A 16399-nucleotide genomic window follows, 5' to 3' on the forward strand; every position below is an offset into this window, starting at 1 on the left:
CGAATTATGCGAATTGTTCATAGTTTTTCGCCAAGAAAAGGTGTGAATTTAACAGTGTTGACACTGGAATTGTGCTTTTCATGCCGGAAAGGCCGACATTAGAATCGGGTTTGTTGTCCTCATCCCACCGTCACTTGGGTGTTAGTGCTTGATTGACGGAAAATCCTCTTCTGTTGCTTGGAGACAATTAATTCGTGTACGCCACTGTTTCTCTTGAAGCGGAGGCGATGGCCGTCTTACGAGACTTCGCCAGCGCTTACGCTAATCGAGATCTGGAGAAACTGCTGGCGGTGTTTCTGCCTGAACCGGACGTCGTACTTCTCGGAACGGGCCAAGACGAAAAACGACTTGGTCTAGCGGGAGTATGCGAACAGGCGGAACGTGACTGGCAGCAAGCCGATACGTTGCATTTTCGCTTTGGATGGCGAAGCGTTTCGTGTTACGGCGACGTTTGCTGGGTCGCGTCCGATTGTTTTGCCCTGGTTCAAGCGGGTTACCGCCAAGCGGAGATTCCACTCCGGATTACTGCAGTCCTGGTTCGCACCGTAGAAGACTCGCTGCGAATCGCCCAGCTCCACTACTCCTCGCCGGTCCTGCCGGATGAAGAGTCCGATACCTGTCTTGAGTAGATTTTTAGCACTTATTTGATTACAAGCGATATTCCTTGACAGGCAAAAAGCCCCTCTGTTTACCAGAGGGGCTTTTTTCATGCGCGGACTTAGAAGGTATAATAAGCCGTTCTCTCTCCGTAGCCGCAATCCAAGTAAGTCTGGGATGATCCGAACCTTTCTCAAATCGAAGATTCACCGCGCCACGTGCACCGAGGCTTGCCTCGATTACGAAGGAAGCGTGACGATTGACAGCCTGCTGATGGATGCGGCTGACCTGCTCGACCATGAACAGGTCGATATCTACAACATCACCACCGGTTCGCGGTTGACCACCTACGCGATTCTGGGCGAACCCGGCAGCGGCGTGATCTGCATCAACGGCGCGGCCGCACATCTGGTAAATCCCCAAGATCTGGTCATCATCGCCAGCTACGCTCAATACAGCGAGCAAGAACTGGCAGATTACGCGCCGATCGTGGTCCAGGTCGACCAACGCAATCAGATCATGACGCCGGTCGAAAAAACTTAGTGGCTGCGCGAATGCCGCAACTACTGAGGAACTTTTATCTTGCGCCTAATTTTTTTACCTTCCCCCCTCTCCGTGGTGAACTGATTCCGCCGATTAGAGGATTTTACTCTAGGCAGGGATAGGGCTACGCCGATGTTTGTTATCTAGAACGCTGTTATCCGCGACAAATCGCTGAACTTCGGGGCAGCCTCCTTTTTGGAGGGAGAATTCAGCAGGGCAGCACGGATAGCAGCGTTCTTTATTTCTTGAGCTACCGGCACGGCCTCGTCGCGAAGGCAAATCCCTCGCAAGCGGCGCATGCGGCAAATTAAGAAATCTACCGCGTCTTATCTTCGCTAACCCGCAATCTGGCCGAAGTTAACCGACACACGCTCTTTGGTCGCAGCACCATTGGCGATAGAGACTCCCTCCCCTGATTTCGCTTGCCAAGCCTACGAGGAACCTGCCGTGTTGAGCAGTAACGCCGTCCACTGGTACGAAGGAATGTTCCTTTCGCCGCATCATTTTCAGGCGTTCGAACAGCATCAATCCCAACAGAACCGACGTGGCGACCTTTGGATTGAGCGACATCATTGGGGCTTGCGCTCCATCGATCTTGATATCGACGCGCTGACCAACTCGCGTCTGGTTGTTCGTTCGTTGGAAGTTCGCCTACGAGACGGAGCGACGATCTCCGTTCCTAGCGATGGACAGTTGCCGATCCTCGATCTGCGCCACGCGATGGCCGATCGTCAGAACCTGACAATCTATCTGGCGGCACCGCAACTAGTCTCTGGCCAGTCAAACGTCGCCGACACCAACGCCGCAACGGCTCGCTATCTGGTCGAGAATCTCGACGTGGAAGATCAGAACAGCGGCTCGAATCAACAAACCATTCAGATCCGCCGGCTCAATTTGCGACTGCTGCACGACGGCGACAATCACGCCGGGTACGAGACTCTGCCGATTGCGCGGATTCGCCGCTCGGATCGGGGCGAAGCGGTCCCGCAGCTCGACGAAACTTACATTCCGCCGCTGTTGGCGTGCGACGCTTGGCGTCCATTGCAGGCGAACATCTTGCAGCGCATCTACGATCGCCTGGGCCGCAAGCTCGACTTGCTCGCTTCGCAAATCGTTTCGCGCAAGATTTCGTTTGATAGTCGCGGACAAGGGGATCAACAGTTGCTGGAGCAGTTGCGGGCGATCAACGAATCCTATCCGGCGATTCAAATGATCGCGTTCACCCCCGGCACGCATCCTTCGACCGCCTTTTACGAGCTGGCGCGAACGATCGGCAAGCTGGCCGTGTTTGGTTCGATGCGCAGGCCGCCGGAAATGCCGGCTTACGACCATGACGATCTGGCCGGCTGCTTCTGGCGACAGAAACAATACATTGACGCACTGCTCGACGCCGTCGTCGAGCCCGACTATCGCGAACGACACTTCGAAGGCGCCGGTCTCCGCATGCAAGTCGATCTCGAGCCATCGTGGCTGGAAGGATCGAACAAACTGTTTGTCGGCGTCGAAAGCTCGCTGCCGTCGCAGCAGATTGATCGACTGCTGACGCGCGGTCTCGACATGAAAATCGGCAGCTCAGACAAAGTGGTCGAGCTCTATCGATTGGGTCAGGCCGGTCTGCGTTTCAACTATGCAAGTCATCCGCCGCGGGCATTGCCGGCGCTGCCGGGGGTCTCGTACTTCGAGATCGATCGCGACAGCCAACCGACGCAATGGGACCAGGTCAAACACTCATTGACCTTGGCGATTCGTCTGAACGAAAACCTGATCGTCAGCGATATCGAAGGGCAACGCCGTTTGACGATTCGCGTCGATGGGCAATCGACCACGCTGCAGTTCACGCTGTATGTGGTCCCCAACGAACCGGGGATCGGCTAGGGCTTCGCCCTTGATTTCGGTCTGATTTTCCTGCGCTAAAGCGCTGCACCAGGGCGATCGACATGGTAAAGTCGATCGCGGCTCTTGTTCCTCGACAGAAGCCGAAGTGGTCCTTCCCAGGCGCAAAGGAAAGTCTGTGCAAGTCGCTGTATTTAGCACCAAGTCGTACGATCGAGAGTTCTTGCTGCGCGCTGCCGCCGACACCGAGATCCGCTACGATTTTTTTGAAGAACGTCTGACCGAGCGTACCGTCGTTTTGGCCCGCGATTTTCCGGCGGTCTGCTGTTTTGTAAATGATGAACTCTCGGCCGAGGTCATCACGGCGATCGCCGCCAACGGCACGAAAATGATCGCGCTCCGCTGCGCCGGTTTTAACAACTGCGATCTGCCGACGGCGGCGGCTCTGGGGGTAAAAGTCGCCCGCGTTCCGGCTTACTCTCCTTATGCGGTCGCCGAACATACCGTGGGGCTGATTCTGACGCTCAACCGTAAGTTTCACAAAGCGTACAATCGAGTGCGCGAAGGGAACTTCGCATTGCATGGCATGCTCGGGTTCGACCTCCATGGCCGCACGGTCGGCGTGATCGGGACCGGCAAGATTGGCCAGATCGCCGCGACGATACTCCAGGGTTTCGGCTGCCGAATCCTCGCGTATGACGTGCAGCAAAATCCGGAGTGCGTCGCCAAGGGAGTCGAATATGTCGAGTTGGATCAGATCTTCGCCGAGAGCGACATCCTGACGCTGCATTGCCCGCTGCTGCCGGCGACCAAGCATCTGATCAACGCCGCAAGCATCGCCAAGATGAAGCCCGGCGTGATGCTGATCAACACCAGCCGCGGCGCACTGGTCGACGCCAAAGCGGCGATCGAAGGGCTGAAGTCAGGCCAGATCGGCTACGTCGGACTCGACGTCTACGAAGAAGAGGCCGAACTCTTCTTCGAGGATCGATCAGAACTCGTGATCCAAGACGACGTTTTCTCGCGTCTGCTCACCTTTCCCAACGTTTTGATCACCGGACACCAAGGATTCTTTACCCGCAACGCGCTCGAAGCGATCAGCCAGGTAACGACCAACAACTTGCAACAATTCTTGCAAGGCGCCAAGCTGACGAATGAAGTCCTCGCTGGTTAGTTTTAAAATGTCAGTCCTATGACGCAGCGTCAAATCATTCTGACGACAATCACCGCCGCGTTCGTCTTGGTCGCGACGGTCGATCACTATCAATACGAGGCGCACGGCAAACGACGCTCGGCCATCGTCTCTGAGTTCGGCGGTCGCACAGGCTCATTGATGGGCTGGCCCTGGGGAAAAGAGGTCATGATCTCGCTTCCTCGTCCTTTGAGCGATGAAGAACTACAGCGACTAGCGATCCTTAATACGGCCGGTCGCGACTACGTCTCGGTATGGTTTCAGTGCGAATTAACCGACGAGCAGCTGCAAGTGGCCAAACAGGTTCTTTCGCGCTGCGGGGTCCACGCAAGCCCTCAAGAAGTCGACCGCTAATCACCTATCGCGCCGTCGCCGCCGTGAAGATGATCGCTGCGATCATCAAGCCATAGAGCACGACCGAAAACAAGCCAAACAAAATCGCGATCACCGCGTGAACGCTGCCTTTGACTTCCGGCTGACGATTCCGTTTGACGAGACCCATGATTCCCAAAATGATCGACGCGCAGCCAAACGGAAATCCAACCAAAGGAATCAGCGCTACGATCCCCAAATAATAACCGACCAGCGCCGGAACATTCTTGTAAGGAATGATGCCGCCGGTTGCGTCGCCGCCAGGTGTCGCCATGTTTTTGGTCCTGAAGGTGGATATAGAGGTTGCCTCCACAATGTACTAATTGGAGATCGGAAATTCATCTAAATGTATTTGATTACCTTGAAATAAGAGAAGTTTTCCGTACAGAATCTCAGCTTCCCATTCGCCGTTGGTCTGCAAGTTCGAGCCTGCAGCCGCTTCATGTTATGCTGGAGGGGCACTCTCCACCCATGCCGCTCGGCAGATTTCCCCCCCAGGGTCCGCCTGATGAAACGACGTCACTTTCTCGCCGCGACTTCCGTTGCATTGGTCTTACCGCAGCTCACTTCCGCTGCTGCTATGAAGCGCAAAGTCGCCGTGATCGGGCACACCGGCCGCGGCAACTATGGACATGGACTCGATACCGTCTGGCGACAGATCCCCAGCACCAAAATTGTCGCCGTCGCCGACGCGAATCCCGCCGGACTGGCCCAAACGCTGACGAAGCTGAAGCTAAAACAGGGCTTTGCCGATTATCGTCAGATGCTAAGCCAAGTGCGGCCCGAATTTGTCGCCGTCGCGCCGCGGCATGTCGACGAGCATCGCGACATGATCTTGGCGGCGATCGAGTCTGGCGCCAAAGGGATCTATTGCGAAAAAGCGTTTTGCCGTACTCCGGCCGAAGCAGATGAGATCATCGCCGCCGCCGATAAGACCGGCGTTAAGATCGCCGTCGCGCATCGCAATTGCTATCAACCGGCGCTCCAGCAAATTGACCAGCTGATCGCTTCCGGAGAACTTGGCAAACTGCTCGAGCTGCGAGGACGCGGCGTCGGTGATCGGCGCGGCGGAGGAGAAGATCTGTGGGTGCTGGGGTCGCACGTTCTTAATCTGGTCAACTACTTCGCCGGCGCTCCCAAGTCTTGCTCAGCGCTGATGCTGCAAGATGGTCGACACGTGACCGCCGAGGATGTGAAGCCAGGCGCGGAAGGGCTCGGGCCGCTGGCCGGCAACGAAATTCATGCTCGTTATGAAACCGAGAAGGGGATCGTCGCCTACTACGATTCGATCGCTGACGACGGAACCAATCGCCAAGGATTTTGTCTGCAGCTGATCGGCGGCAAAGGGATGGTGACGATCTTTCTCGATCAAAACCCAATTGCTTATTTCACGCCGGGCAATCCGTATCTCACCGCGAAGCCGCGCATCTCACTGCCGATCACCACCGCCGGAGTCGGCAAGCCGGAGACGCATCCTGAAATTTCCAAACAGGTCTCCAATCACGTCCGCGGCGTTGAAGATCTGATCGACGCTGTCGACAACGATCGACAGCCGCTCTGCAGCGCCCGGGATGGAGCAACCGTGGTCGAGATGATTTGCGGCGTCTTCGCGTCTCACGTCGCCGGTGGGAAGACGATCGACTTTCCGCTGCAGCCACGGGGGAATGCGTTGGGGGATTGGTAAAAATTGGCAATTATTGACAATCGTGATATCCTTCTAGGAGAAGACCGTCCAGGAGCCCTGTCATGCCGACTCGAAATATCAATCTGACCGAGCAGTACGATCAATTTGTCCAGCGGCAAATCGAATCTGGCGCCTTCAAGAACGCTAGTGAGGTTCTTCGCGCCGGTCTGCGATTGCTCCAACAACAGAGCGCGACCGAGGAGCAAAAGTTGGCCCTGTTGAAACAACTGGCCAAAGAAGGGTTCCAATCGCTTGATCAAGGTGAGGGTCTGACCGCAACGAGCGAAAAGTCGCTATCTAATACAATTGCGAAAATTGGCCGCCGAGCTGCGAAGTCGACCCCCCAGCGAACGTCGGACTAGAGGATGGCCCGCTATCGCATTTCCGTAATTGCGGAACAAGACATCGAAGCCATTCTTCGTTGGACCCAAGAGCAATTCGGAGAGCAGGGTCGACTCCGCTACGAAGCCTTGTTGATCGAAGCAATCTTGGATATTGCGGACGATCCAGAACGGACCGGTGTGCGACTGCGTCCCGAACTTTGGCCAGGCGCATTCTCTTACCACCTTTACTTCAGTCGCAATCACATCGCGTCAACGATAGAACGTATTCGACGACCGCGACATTTTCTCCTCTGCAGATATGCGGAAACCGGTGATTTAGAGATTGCCCGCGTTCTGCACGACAGTATGGATTTAGATCGACATCTTCCTTGGGATGGCGAATAGCGTTTCCCCTAAAAGAATCCGCCGCCTCCACCGCCTCGCAGTTGTCCGCCTTCTTCGGCTTCTTCTCCACTGTCAAGCATCTCGACGGCGATCACTAGCGCATGTCGAACGCCGAGAGAATTGCGGATAGAGAGGATGGTCGCTTGTCCATCTTCCAACAGCACTTGCGTATCGATGGTCATGGTCGATGTCGACGGCGGCGGGTCGTTCGCGACACGCGTTTCCTCTTGGTCGTCGGCGTTCACTTCTTCGTCGTCATCGGGGTAGGCTAAATCGGAACGTTCAAAGGCCAACTTCAACGACGCCCGATTGCCGAACATCTCTGGCGAAACGGTCAATATGGAACCGATGTTTTGCAGGTTGTACTGATTCCTCTGCATCGCAGTCGCACGGCCATCGGGCCCGCGCTGCGGTATCATTTGCGAGCCGGTGACGACCGGTTGTCGGCGGCCTTGTTGCATTTTGGTTTCGTGTCCGGTGACGGTCGTCAGATCAAAGCTGTCGATCAATTCATACTGCTTTTCGTCATCGACCATTTCCAGCATTTCGTCGGCCGACATCAAAACCGACTTGGGAGTTGGCGCCGTCGGTTCCACTTCAAATAGCGCCACGCGAACGCGCAACATGCGCACCTTAGCTGCCGGCGGAGCGACCAGCGGTCCCTTTCTCATGGGACCGCCAAACGGGTCTGAGCCGTTTTGGACATTCGTACCGGCGGGCTTGGTTGGATGCGGCTGTGGTGCTGGCTCAAGCTGCACAGGAGCCGTGCTCTTCGAAGTGTCGATGGGGCGCGGCGAAATTTGCTGAACCGTCTGGTCTTTCGCTGCGATTTGTTTGTCAGAATTGCCGTCTTTTTGCGCGGCGACCATCGTAGTTGGCGCTGAATGGATAACGCCGATGTTTCCATGTCCGGGAATCTCGAACCGGCGTATCGCGGTCGTCGCTGGTGAATCGGCATGGGATCCACTTGCCGCTTGTTTCCTTTGAGCTTCGGTAAAGTCAAGAAAATTGGTCATCGGCGTTTTCAAAATCGCTTTTGGCTTGTCCACTGCAAAGGGATAAACTTTCGCCAACAATGCACCTTGCTTCCATAAGCCGCGACGGAATTCCTGATCGTCAATCGAGAACTTGGCGCCGGTGACGACGTCACGGAATTCGTAACTTGTCGAAACACGATACGTGCGAGCTCCGGCCTGTGGGACAAGCAGCGGGTAATTCGCGACGGTTTCGTTTTTTCCCAGCGGCAAAACGGGATAAACGATATCCATCGATTGACGATTCAGGTATTCACAAATCTGTTTCATCGGTACATGCACTTCGCGTCCTGTCGGATCGTGAAACGTGAAGATGCGATTTTCCGCTTCTTGCTCAGCGGTGATTTCTGTGAGGGAAGGTCGTTGCGCGTGCGCCAAAAGCGGAACCCGAACTAACATATGATTCAGCTTCGCGGCCGCTTTCTTGACCATTCCTAAGGCGACCGCACTTTTTTTGCTTTCGCTGACGTCGAGCCAAATAATTTCTCCATCCCCTATCGGCTTCGCAGCAGCGTCTGGAAACTTCGACTGGTCCTGAACCGGCACAAAAAAGATTCCTGTTTCCGCTGCTGTCTGTCTCAATTGCTTTCCGGCGACCTCGACTCGAACTCCATCCAAGTCGGTCAACTCGACTTTTTCTTCGGGATGCGCGATCCAATCGACGGGAATGGTTGACTTGAGCGCCAAGGAGAAGCGAGAGTTCCCTTGGCTTGGCCTTGTCGGCTTTGGCAAAATTTGCCGGACGCCTTGTCCAGCTTTTAAAGCGCTGTCGTCAACAACAGGAGGAGCAGGCTTTAGTTTTCCATCACTGGGATACGGCACAGATGGCGGAGATTTCTCAGGCGCATTTTGCGCTGCTGCGTCAGCCAATTGCTGTCGCTCGGCAGGATTGATTGGGTATTGCTTGGCGACGATCAGTCCCTTTTTCCACAAACCGCGGCGGAGCTCTTGATCGGTCACCGTGACCGGCTTGCCGGTGACGACATCTTGCAATTCGAGCGTCGATTGCCACCACACCTGAAATCTGGCGGGGAGAGGATTAAACGATGGAGTTAGTGGATCCTGTTTCGAGCTTCCGAGCACCGGATGCACAAGTTGCAGGTCTTGGTTAGCCAGGATTCCAGAGAAATCCTTTAGCAGCACATGCGCTTCGTTCCCTGCAACGTCACGAACGGTGAAAACGCGATCTCCGATCGCTTCCTTTTCAACCGTCTCAATCGAACCGAGAACCCGCGGCACGCCTAATTCAAAGCCGTGCTTCTTGGCGAGATCGCTAAATTCGCTCAGTTGGATCAAAACCTTGTGGCCATCCGTATCTTCCAGCTGCGCAATCCGACCTTCTTTGACTGGTTCGACAAACAGAACGTCGCGGCGAGTTTTCCATTCGGTGGACATGAAAATATACCCCCACGCTTCGACTGTCTCGCGCATTTTCTGACTGGTGATCGTCACCCGTTTCGCATTCACGTCGAAGACATCGATCGCGTAATCCGAATTGCTCAGCCACTCGGGCGTTTCGATCGGCTTCTCGGCTTCGCCAGCCCGTAGTGAGCTGGTCATCGCTAGCAACAGAAAGCAAGCAACGCCAAAGCAAAATCGCGCGTTCATCATCATTTCTCCCACGAAACGGGCAGATGGGTCAATTCGCGTTACGGCTTTTCGCGCCGCAGATCGAGCACCCAATCTTCGCGGTTGGGCGCCGTATAGGTCAATGTCGAAGCATCGCCAGACGACGCGACCGGCTGACCAAACTGGCCGGTCCGAGGATTGAACCAGCGAGCGACGATCGGGTTTTGCAGTTGATCCGCGTTCAAACTCACTGTTCCGCCGACCGGCAGGTAAACGACTTGCCACGAACCATCTTCGGTCGAAGCGGCCGCGACATAATTATTTCGATTTTTTTCGCCCGGTTGGGATTTCAACAGCGCTTGATCGGGGCGCAGTTTCTCGCGCGGTCCGCTGGCGAAATAATCGACCAGCACCGTCATCGATTTTGTGCCGTCTGTTTCCAGTCCTGCTGACCAAGGAACGACGTTCTTCAGATTTTCATGTCCTTCGGCAGCGCCTGGTTTGTCATTCCAAACCCAGATCGAATTGTGCCCGAACGTGACGCCGGCCGGAGGTGAAATCAGCAGCGACCAGTACGCCGCGCGGCGGACATGCTGGCCATCATGCCGCTTTTTCGATTCGTACGCGGGATGGGCTTCGTAGTTGGGCTCTAGGTTGACGATCGGTCGGGCAACTTTCCCTTGATTCCAAGCATCTTTTATCGGACCGTTGACATGCCATGTAAGCGCACCGGCGCTATCGCCGTGTCCTGATTGATAGCCCACGAAGTCAAACCAGGTTTGATCGGCGAATTTGTCGCCGATCCAGTTTTGTCCCGAAGCGTGCAACGTGCAAAGCCGTTGCTGATCGCCAAACACATTTTTTCCGATCCGCTTCCACCGCTCGACCGAATCTTCCTTGAAGTGACAATCGCCGGAGAGCATCCAAATGACGTTGTAAGCGCCCCAGCGGGCTTTGATATATTCGGCCAATCGCTGCGCGTCTTTCTCTGGCAAGACATTGCCGGGATCATTCGGCTTGAGCGCCCAAAGCACCACCGGACAAGCGACCATGCCGTGCTGGTTGATCGCGGCGACATGCTGATCGAGCCGTTGGAACTCTGCGGCGTTGACGCCGATCGGATTCGTCGGCAAATAGACGCGAGCCGGAATCGTTTTGTCGCCGCCGCGCCACTGCGTACTGACAAATTGAATCGCGGTGAACTTTTGCTTTTCGCGGGTCGTTAGGTATTGGCTCCACTCCCCATCGGCGGCGCGCAAGACGCCGTTCCATGCCGTATCACCCAAATAGAAGTAGGGCGTGCCGTCGTCGTATTGAAAGAACAATCGGTCCGGCGATACGCGTATCGGTCCATGCTGGTAGATCGGATTGTCGCCAGCGTAAGCGGTGCAAGCGTACGATCCCGATTTACCATCGAGCGAAGGCTCCTCTTGGCAGCGCGTGCTCCACTTCCAGGCGCCCAGTTGATTGGGACTATGACGAAATCGCCAAGTGCGACCTCCATCCCAAAACGCTTCAACCGTCGTTGTCTTGCCGCTGGGGGAAGTAAATTCGACTTCAACCCGAGCATCCCACAGCGGCTTGGCGAGTTCACGATCGCATTGAATCGCGTCGTCAAACACCTGATAGCGAGCGACTTCGACGGCTGCGGTTGGTGCAGCAGTTAGCAGAATCACCGCAAGCGCAGCGAGTGGACGAAACATGCGAGGCGTCTCCGGGACAGGGATGAGGCGATTGCCTAGTATTGTAGAGCCGCCGGAGAACGGAACGCCAGAAAAAAGCTGGGTGTAAATTGCTTTAAAACACGCCTAGCGCCATCAAGCTATAGCGAACGACGAACCCGGCTCCGACGACGCTGACCATGCTCATCAGTTTGATCAGAATGTTCAAACTGGGGCCGCTGGTATCTTTGAAGGGATCGCCGACCGTGTCGCCGACAACCGCCGCTTTATGCGCGTCAGAACCTTTGCCGCCGTGGGCGCCGGCTTCGATATACTTCTTGGCGTTGTCCCACGCGCCGCCGGAGTTGGCCATAAAGATCGCCAGGCAAAACCCGGTCGTTAGGGTACCGACCAACAACCCCAGCACGCCGCCGACTCCCAGCAAAAAGCCGATCACAATCGGCGTCGCCAGACCAAGCATCGACGGCAACACCATCTCCCACTGTGCGGCCTTGGTGCTGATCTCGACCGGCGATGCGTAATCAGGCAATTCGCTGCCGTCCATGATGCCTGGCTTTTCGCGAAACTGGCGGCGGACTTCTTCGACCATCCCTTTCGCCGCGCGGCCGACTGCTTTCATCGTCAGCGCGCAAAAGACGAAGGTCGCCATCGCGCCGACGAACAACCCGCCCAGCACCTTGGGATTCATCAAGTTCGCTTCGTAATAGTTGGTGAAGTCGATCAGCGTCGCCGTGTGGATCGGCAACAGCTCAATATCGCGACCGACCATGTTCATATGGAGATGCCCATCGGTTGTCTCGGCTTCGATCATTTCGGGCGGAATCTTGACGGGGCCACGCGAGAAGTCGAGATTGTCCCAAGCCTCGACGACGCGTTTGTCGCGGCGATCGCCCGGCAGCGCTAAGAAACCGTGGACATGCTCTTGTTCGTCTTCGACCGTTTTATAAATGATGAAACCGCTGGAGACGCGATAGGGCTGATCGTTCTCGATCACGTGAGCCAGGTTATCCCCCCAGCGTTCAAATCCAATCCGCACTTCTTCGACATAGGCGGCCAGCAGCGCCAGCGCCGTCAATGCGGCCGAACCAATGGCGAAACCTTTGCCGGTCGCGGCGGTCGTGTTTCCTAAACTATCGAGCGCATCAGTCCGCTCGCGCACGATCGCTTCCAGCCCTGACATTTCGGCGTTGCCGCCGGCATTGTCGGCGATCGGTCCATAGGCGTCGGTCGCCAGCGTAATGCCGAGCGTGCTAAGCATGCCGACCGCCGCGATGCCTACTCCGTACAGACCCAGGGCAAAGTAATCGGGATCCGAAAATCGCCAGCCGTTCGCCGCACCAAAAGCGACCAGTGTCGCGACCGCGATCACCAGCACCGGCGCCCAGACCGACATCATTCCGTCGGCGATTCCGCCGATGATGATCGTCGCCGGCCCGGTCAGCGCTTGATCGGCCAGTTTTTTGGTCGGTTCAAATTCGTCGCTGGTCGAGTACTCGGTCCATTTGCCGATCAGCCAACCGGCCGCCAAGCCGGTGAAGATGCTCAGCGCGACGCCGGGAACATACCAGTAAACGGCGCCGTCGACTTTCGGCATCAACCACATCGACAGAAAGACCGCCGCCAATGCGACCATCCCGGTCGAGAAGTTGATTCCACGTCCTAGTGCGGCCAGTAGATTCTTCTGCGTCGCTCCTTCTTCGGTCCGCACCATGTAGACGCCGGCGATCGACAATACGATCCCTGCGGCGGCCAGCGCCAGCGGCATAAACAGCGCGTAGAACTGGGCCGTAGGAACATCCAAATGAGCGGCCTCGGCCAACGTGGGCGAACTAAACGCCGCGACGCCGAGTGCGGCGGTCGCTAATAGCGAACCGCAATACGACTCGTACAAGTCAGCCCCCATGCCGGCGACATCTCCAACGTTGTCTCCGACGTTGTCGGCGATAGAAGCCGGGTTGCGCGGATCATCTTCCGGTATCCCTTGCTCGACTTTGCCAACCAGATCGGCCCCCACGTCCGCCGCTTTCGTAAAGATGCCGCCGCCGACGCGAGCAAACAGCGCCTGGCAACTCGCCCCCATCCCAAAACAAAGCATCGTGACCGTCACGTCGACCAGATTCAGTTGAAACACCCAACGCAGCACCGCGAACCAAATTGTAATATCGAGCAGCCCCAAGCCGACAACCGTCAGACCCATCACGGCGCCGCTGCGAAACGCGACCTGCAAACCTTGATTGAGCGATACTCGTGCGCCAGCCGACGTTCGACTGCTGGCCGCCGTCGCGGTTTTCATCCCGATCCAACCGGCCAGGCCGCTAAAGAAACCGCCGGTGACAAACGCAAACGGCACCCACACGCTTTGCGCTTGAAAAACATACGAGAGCAGCGAAAGCAACGCAAAGATGGCGATAAAAAAATAGGCGACGATGCGATATTGCTGCGTCAGGTAGGCGTTCGCTCCTTCACGTACAAAACCGGCGATCTCTTGCATTCGCTCGTTGCCAGGATCAGACCTGAGCATTTGCATGAAAAAAACGTAGGCCTGAGCCAACGCGGCCAACGCCGCAAACAACACGAGAAACCAAATCAGTACCTGCATGGCGAAGCTACCTTCCTTGAAACTGCCTCGAATGGGGGCCAACTCTAGCCGTCGGTCGAGAAATAGCCCCAGGCGAAGCTTCGCCGGTGCGCAGAAGAAGTGGGCGAATCTCAAGACGGATAATCACGCTGCACAGCCAACTTACAGGGGGTGATAGCATCCCGATTATCAACTTTGCGGCAGAATCATAAAGGCTAAATCTCAAAAAAGCGGGTAAATTCTTCCCTCAATTTTTCTCCGCAGAAGAGAAAAAGTAGACCGTCAATCGTCACAATGCACGATTTGAACAATATTCTTAGGTTAGGTCGAGATTTGCCTGCAATTCATTAGGAGCTTCTCTACCGATCGACTAGGGTGAGGACTCACGGAAATTCCATAGCGACGCCGCGGGCGCTGCCGATTGGCCGTTCGTGCGCTAACGCTCGTCTTTTTCTTTCTCAAGAATTCGCTAAGGAATTTCACCATGAAGGTGCAGTTGGTCCAACGTTTGGCGATGACGCTCGCCCTCATCGCGTCTCTCACTTTTTCGGTTCGTGCGATTGCTGCGGACGATGCAACCGGCCGCTTCGCCGATGCGGAAGAAGTGAACATGTTCCAAGGGATCAAAGATGGCGTCCTCGACGTAAAGTTCATTCCGATGAACGCGGAGAAGGGGACCTTCATCATTACCAATAAAACGGCCAAGAAATTGAAGGTCGAAATGCCCTCGGCATTTGCCGGCGTTCCGTTGGCCCAGTTCGGCGGCGGCGGCGGTGGTGGTTTTGGCGGCGGCCAACAAGGGGGCGGCGGCTTCGGCGGCGGTCAAGGCGGCGGCGGTAACCAAGGCGCTGGCGGCGGCGGCGGCGGATTCGGCGGCGGCCAAGGTGGCGGCGGCGGTGGATTCGGCGGTGGCCAAGGGGGCGGCGGCGGCGGCGGGTTTTTCAACCTGATGCCTGAAAAGACCCAAAAAGTGAAGTACGACGGGGTTTGTCTCGATCACGGTCTGGAAGATCCGAATCCGAAAATTCCGTACGAAGTCGTGCCGATCGAACAATACACCAGCAAACCGGGCGTCGGCACGCTGCTGCACATGCTCGGCAGCGGCAAGATCGATCAACGCGTCGCTCAAGCTACCGCTTGGCACCTGAATAATGACATGAGTTGGGAAGAACTGGCCGCCAAGTCGATCAAGCATCTTGACGGACGAGTCGAACCTTACTTCTCACGCAAAGAGATCGTCACCGCGATGCAAGCGACGCAGTTTGTCGAGAAGTACGAAGCCGAGCTGAAACAAAAAATGAAAACGCCCCCATCGAGCAGCGATAGCTTCTCGACCAGCGTCGAGTAGTTTCCGTTCGCTCGCGAATCCTGAACCAATCCCAAAAGCCTGGCCGTTGCGACCAGGCTTTTTTGTTTCTTGGCCACCCCTCCAAGTTGGGGAAGGGCAATGGGTTCCATTCTGTAAGTTTGCCTACGAAACATCCTCCTCCGTCCAGGGGAACTGCGCTTTATGCGCACTCTTCGCCAGTCGAGGTAGATTTCTGCCGCAAATCGCTTGGACGGCGTCCATTTCTCGATTAGTCTAAAAATTCATGAAGTCCCAGGGCGACCTCGTGCGTGCGAGCGCTCCCTAGAGACAGTTCGATAGCGCGAACTCGTCTTCATCTCTATTCGATTAGGCGCCGCAGTCAGGAGCTCTCTCTTATGAAGGTGCGATTGTTTCAACGATTGGCCGCATCGCTGGCCCTCTTAGCCACCCTCGCTTTTTCTTTTCCTGCCGCGGCTGACGACGGCTCGTCAGGTCGTTTTGCAGACGCCGAAGAAGTGAACATGTTCAAAGCGATCGAAGATGGCGTGATCGACGTCAAATTCATCCCGATGAACTCGGAAAAGGGAACCTTTATCATCACGAACAAGACGGCCAAGAAGCTGCGGGTTGAAATGCCTGCCGCATTTGCCGGCGTTCCGCTCGCACAGTTTGGCGGCGGCGGATTCGGCGGCAATCAAGGGGGCGGCGGATTCGGCGGCAATCAAGGGGGCGGCGGCTTCGGCGGCGGCGGCGGTAACCAAGGCTTCGGCGGCGGCGGCGGCGGCTTCGGCGGCAATCAAGGGGGCGGCTTCGGCGGCGGTGGCGGTTTCGGCGGCGGCAACAATGGCGGTGGCGGCGGATTCTTCAACGTCATGCCCGAGAAGACTCAGAAGGTGAAAGTGGACGGCGTCTGCTTGGACCATGGCCTGGAAGATCCGAATCCGAAAATTCCGTACGACGTCAAACCGATTGATCAATACACGACCAAGCCCGGCGTCGCAACTCTGTTGCACATGCTCGGCAGCGGCAAGATCGATCAACGCGTCGCCCAAGCGACCGCTTGGCACTTAAACAACGACATGAGCTGGGAAGAGTTGGCCGGAAAAACGATCCATCATCTCGATGGCCGGTCCGAATCTTACTTCTCACGAAAAGAGATCAATACCGCGATGCAGGCTTCTGCGTTCGTCGTCAAATACGAAGCGGAAATGCAGCAAAATCCTGGACCGAGCGAATCGCTGGGCGGCAGCGTTTCGACCAACGCTCGTTAGCAACCAA

At 56.2% G+C, this 16399-nt stretch carries 14 protein-coding genes; 10 read left to right on the plus strand and 4 right to left on the minus strand.

Going from position 1 to position 16399, the window contains the following annotated elements:
* Positions 1-194: 194 nt before the first annotated feature.
* From M4951_RS25405 to M4951_RS25425, 5 genes are all read left to right on the plus strand, one after another.
* Positions 195-629, plus strand: coding sequence for a nuclear transport factor 2 family protein (locus tag M4951_RS25405; protein ID WP_262024398.1), 435 nt, complete (start codon positions 195-197; stop codon positions 627-629).
* A gap of 145 nt (positions 630-774) precedes the next feature.
* Positions 775-1140 (plus strand): aspartate 1-decarboxylase, encoded by a 366-nt coding sequence (panD, locus tag M4951_RS25410; protein ID WP_262024399.1) that lies wholly within the window; start codon positions 775-777, stop codon positions 1138-1140.
* Positions 1141-1587: 447 nt separating this feature from the next.
* The gene (tssK, locus tag M4951_RS25415) at positions 1588-3015 is read left to right on the plus strand and encodes a type VI secretion system baseplate subunit TssK (protein ID WP_262024400.1); all 1428 of its coding nucleotides are present in this window, start codon (positions 1588-1590) and stop codon (positions 3013-3015) included.
* Positions 3016-3151: 136 nt separating this feature from the next.
* Positions 3152-4147, plus strand: a complete 996-nt coding sequence (locus M4951_RS25420) for a 2-hydroxyacid dehydrogenase (protein ID WP_262024401.1) — start codon at positions 3152-3154, stop codon at positions 4145-4147.
* Positions 4148-4165: 18 nt separating this feature from the next.
* Positions 4166-4519 (plus strand): hypothetical protein, encoded by a 354-nt coding sequence (locus M4951_RS25425; RefSeq protein WP_262024402.1) that lies wholly within the window; start codon positions 4166-4168, stop codon positions 4517-4519.
* Between the two features lie 4 nt (positions 4520-4523).
* On the opposite strand, the gene M4951_RS25430 is transcribed toward M4951_RS25425, so the two are convergent.
* On the minus strand, positions 4524-4811 hold the full coding sequence (locus M4951_RS25430) for a hypothetical protein (RefSeq protein WP_262024403.1): 288 nt from the start codon (positions 4809-4811) through the stop codon (positions 4524-4526).
* Positions 4812-5045: 234 nt separating this feature from the next.
* Between M4951_RS25430 and M4951_RS25435 the strand changes: the two genes are divergently transcribed.
* The 3 genes from M4951_RS25435 (at position 5046) to M4951_RS25445 (ending at position 6949) form a co-directional block, all read left to right on the plus strand.
* On the plus strand, positions 5046-6221 hold the full coding sequence (locus tag M4951_RS25435) for a Gfo/Idh/MocA family protein (protein ID WP_262024404.1): 1176 nt from the start codon (positions 5046-5048) through the stop codon (positions 6219-6221).
* 62 nt (positions 6222-6283) lie between these two features.
* Positions 6284-6583, plus strand: coding sequence for a type II toxin-antitoxin system ParD family antitoxin (locus M4951_RS25440; protein ID WP_262024405.1), 300 nt, complete (start codon positions 6284-6286; stop codon positions 6581-6583).
* Between the two features lie 3 nt (positions 6584-6586).
* Complete coding sequence (locus tag M4951_RS25445; protein WP_262024406.1) at positions 6587-6949, plus strand: type II toxin-antitoxin system RelE/ParE family toxin; 363 nt, start codon at positions 6587-6589, stop codon at positions 6947-6949.
* 8 nt (positions 6950-6957) lie between these two features.
* Here the strand turns inward: M4951_RS25445 and M4951_RS25450 are convergent, their stop codons facing one another.
* The 3 genes from M4951_RS25450 to M4951_RS25460 form a co-directional block, all read right to left on the minus strand.
* Positions 6958-9597, minus strand: coding sequence for a type II and III secretion system protein (locus M4951_RS25450; protein ID WP_262024407.1), 2640 nt, complete (start codon positions 9595-9597; stop codon positions 6958-6960).
* Between the two features lie 35 nt (positions 9598-9632).
* Complete coding sequence (locus tag M4951_RS25455) at positions 9633-11255, minus strand: DUF4038 domain-containing protein (protein WP_262024408.1); 1623 nt, start codon at positions 11253-11255, stop codon at positions 9633-9635.
* A gap of 94 nt (positions 11256-11349) precedes the next feature.
* Positions 11350-13833 carry a sodium-translocating pyrophosphatase gene (locus tag M4951_RS25460; protein WP_262024409.1) on the minus strand — a complete coding sequence of 828 codons (2484 nt, stop codon included), beginning with the start codon at positions 13831-13833 and terminating at the stop codon, positions 11350-11352.
* A gap of 463 nt (positions 13834-14296) precedes the next feature.
* Between M4951_RS25460 and M4951_RS25465 the strand changes: the two genes are divergently transcribed.
* Entirely contained in the window at positions 14297-15160 is an 864-nt protein-coding gene (locus M4951_RS25465; protein ID WP_262024410.1) for a hypothetical protein, read from the plus strand.
* Between the two features lie 356 nt (positions 15161-15516).
* Positions 15517-16392: a hypothetical protein gene (locus tag M4951_RS25470; RefSeq protein WP_262024411.1), complete on the plus strand. Its 876-nt coding sequence runs from the start codon at positions 15517-15519 to the stop codon at positions 16390-16392.
* The last annotated feature ends 7 nt before the right edge of the window (positions 16393-16399 follow it).

The organism is Blastopirellula sp. J2-11 (assembly GCF_024584705.1).
Taxonomy (GTDB): Bacteria; Planctomycetota; Planctomycetia; order Pirellulales; family Pirellulaceae; genus Blastopirellula.

What these genes read in the sequence shown, in the direction of transcription:
- M4951_RS25465 (WP_262024410.1), top strand. Translation starts at nt 14,297, where the DNA reads ATGAAGGTGCAGTTGGTCCAACGTTTGGCGATGACGCTCGCCCTCATC.
- M4951_RS25460 (WP_262024409.1), bottom strand. Translation starts at nt 13,833, where the DNA reads ATGCAGGTACTGATTTGGTTTCTCGTGTTGTTTGCGGCGTTGGCCGCG.
- M4951_RS25470 (WP_262024411.1), top strand. Translation starts at nt 15,517, where the DNA reads ATGAAGGTGCGATTGTTTCAACGATTGGCCGCATCGCTGGCCCTCTTA.
- panD (WP_262024399.1), top strand. Translation starts at nt 775, where the DNA reads ATGATCCGAACCTTTCTCAAATCGAAGATTCACCGCGCCACGTGCACC.
- M4951_RS25445 (WP_262024406.1), top strand. Translation starts at nt 6,587, where the DNA reads ATGGCCCGCTATCGCATTTCCGTAATTGCGGAACAAGACATCGAAGCC.
- M4951_RS25440 (WP_262024405.1), top strand. Translation starts at nt 6,284, where the DNA reads ATGCCGACTCGAAATATCAATCTGACCGAGCAGTACGATCAATTTGTC.
- M4951_RS25425 (WP_262024402.1), top strand. Translation starts at nt 4,166, where the DNA reads ATGACGCAGCGTCAAATCATTCTGACGACAATCACCGCCGCGTTCGTC.
- M4951_RS25455 (WP_262024408.1), bottom strand. Translation starts at nt 11,255, where the DNA reads ATGTTTCGTCCACTCGCTGCGCTTGCGGTGATTCTGCTAACTGCTGCA.
- M4951_RS25430 (WP_262024403.1), bottom strand. Translation starts at nt 4,811, where the DNA reads ATGGCGACACCTGGCGGCGACGCAACCGGCGGCATCATTCCTTACAAG.
- M4951_RS25450 (WP_262024407.1), bottom strand. Translation starts at nt 9,597, where the DNA reads ATGATGATGAACGCGCGATTTTGCTTTGGCGTTGCTTGCTTTCTGTTG.
- M4951_RS25435 (WP_262024404.1), top strand. Translation starts at nt 5,046, where the DNA reads ATGAAACGACGTCACTTTCTCGCCGCGACTTCCGTTGCATTGGTCTTA.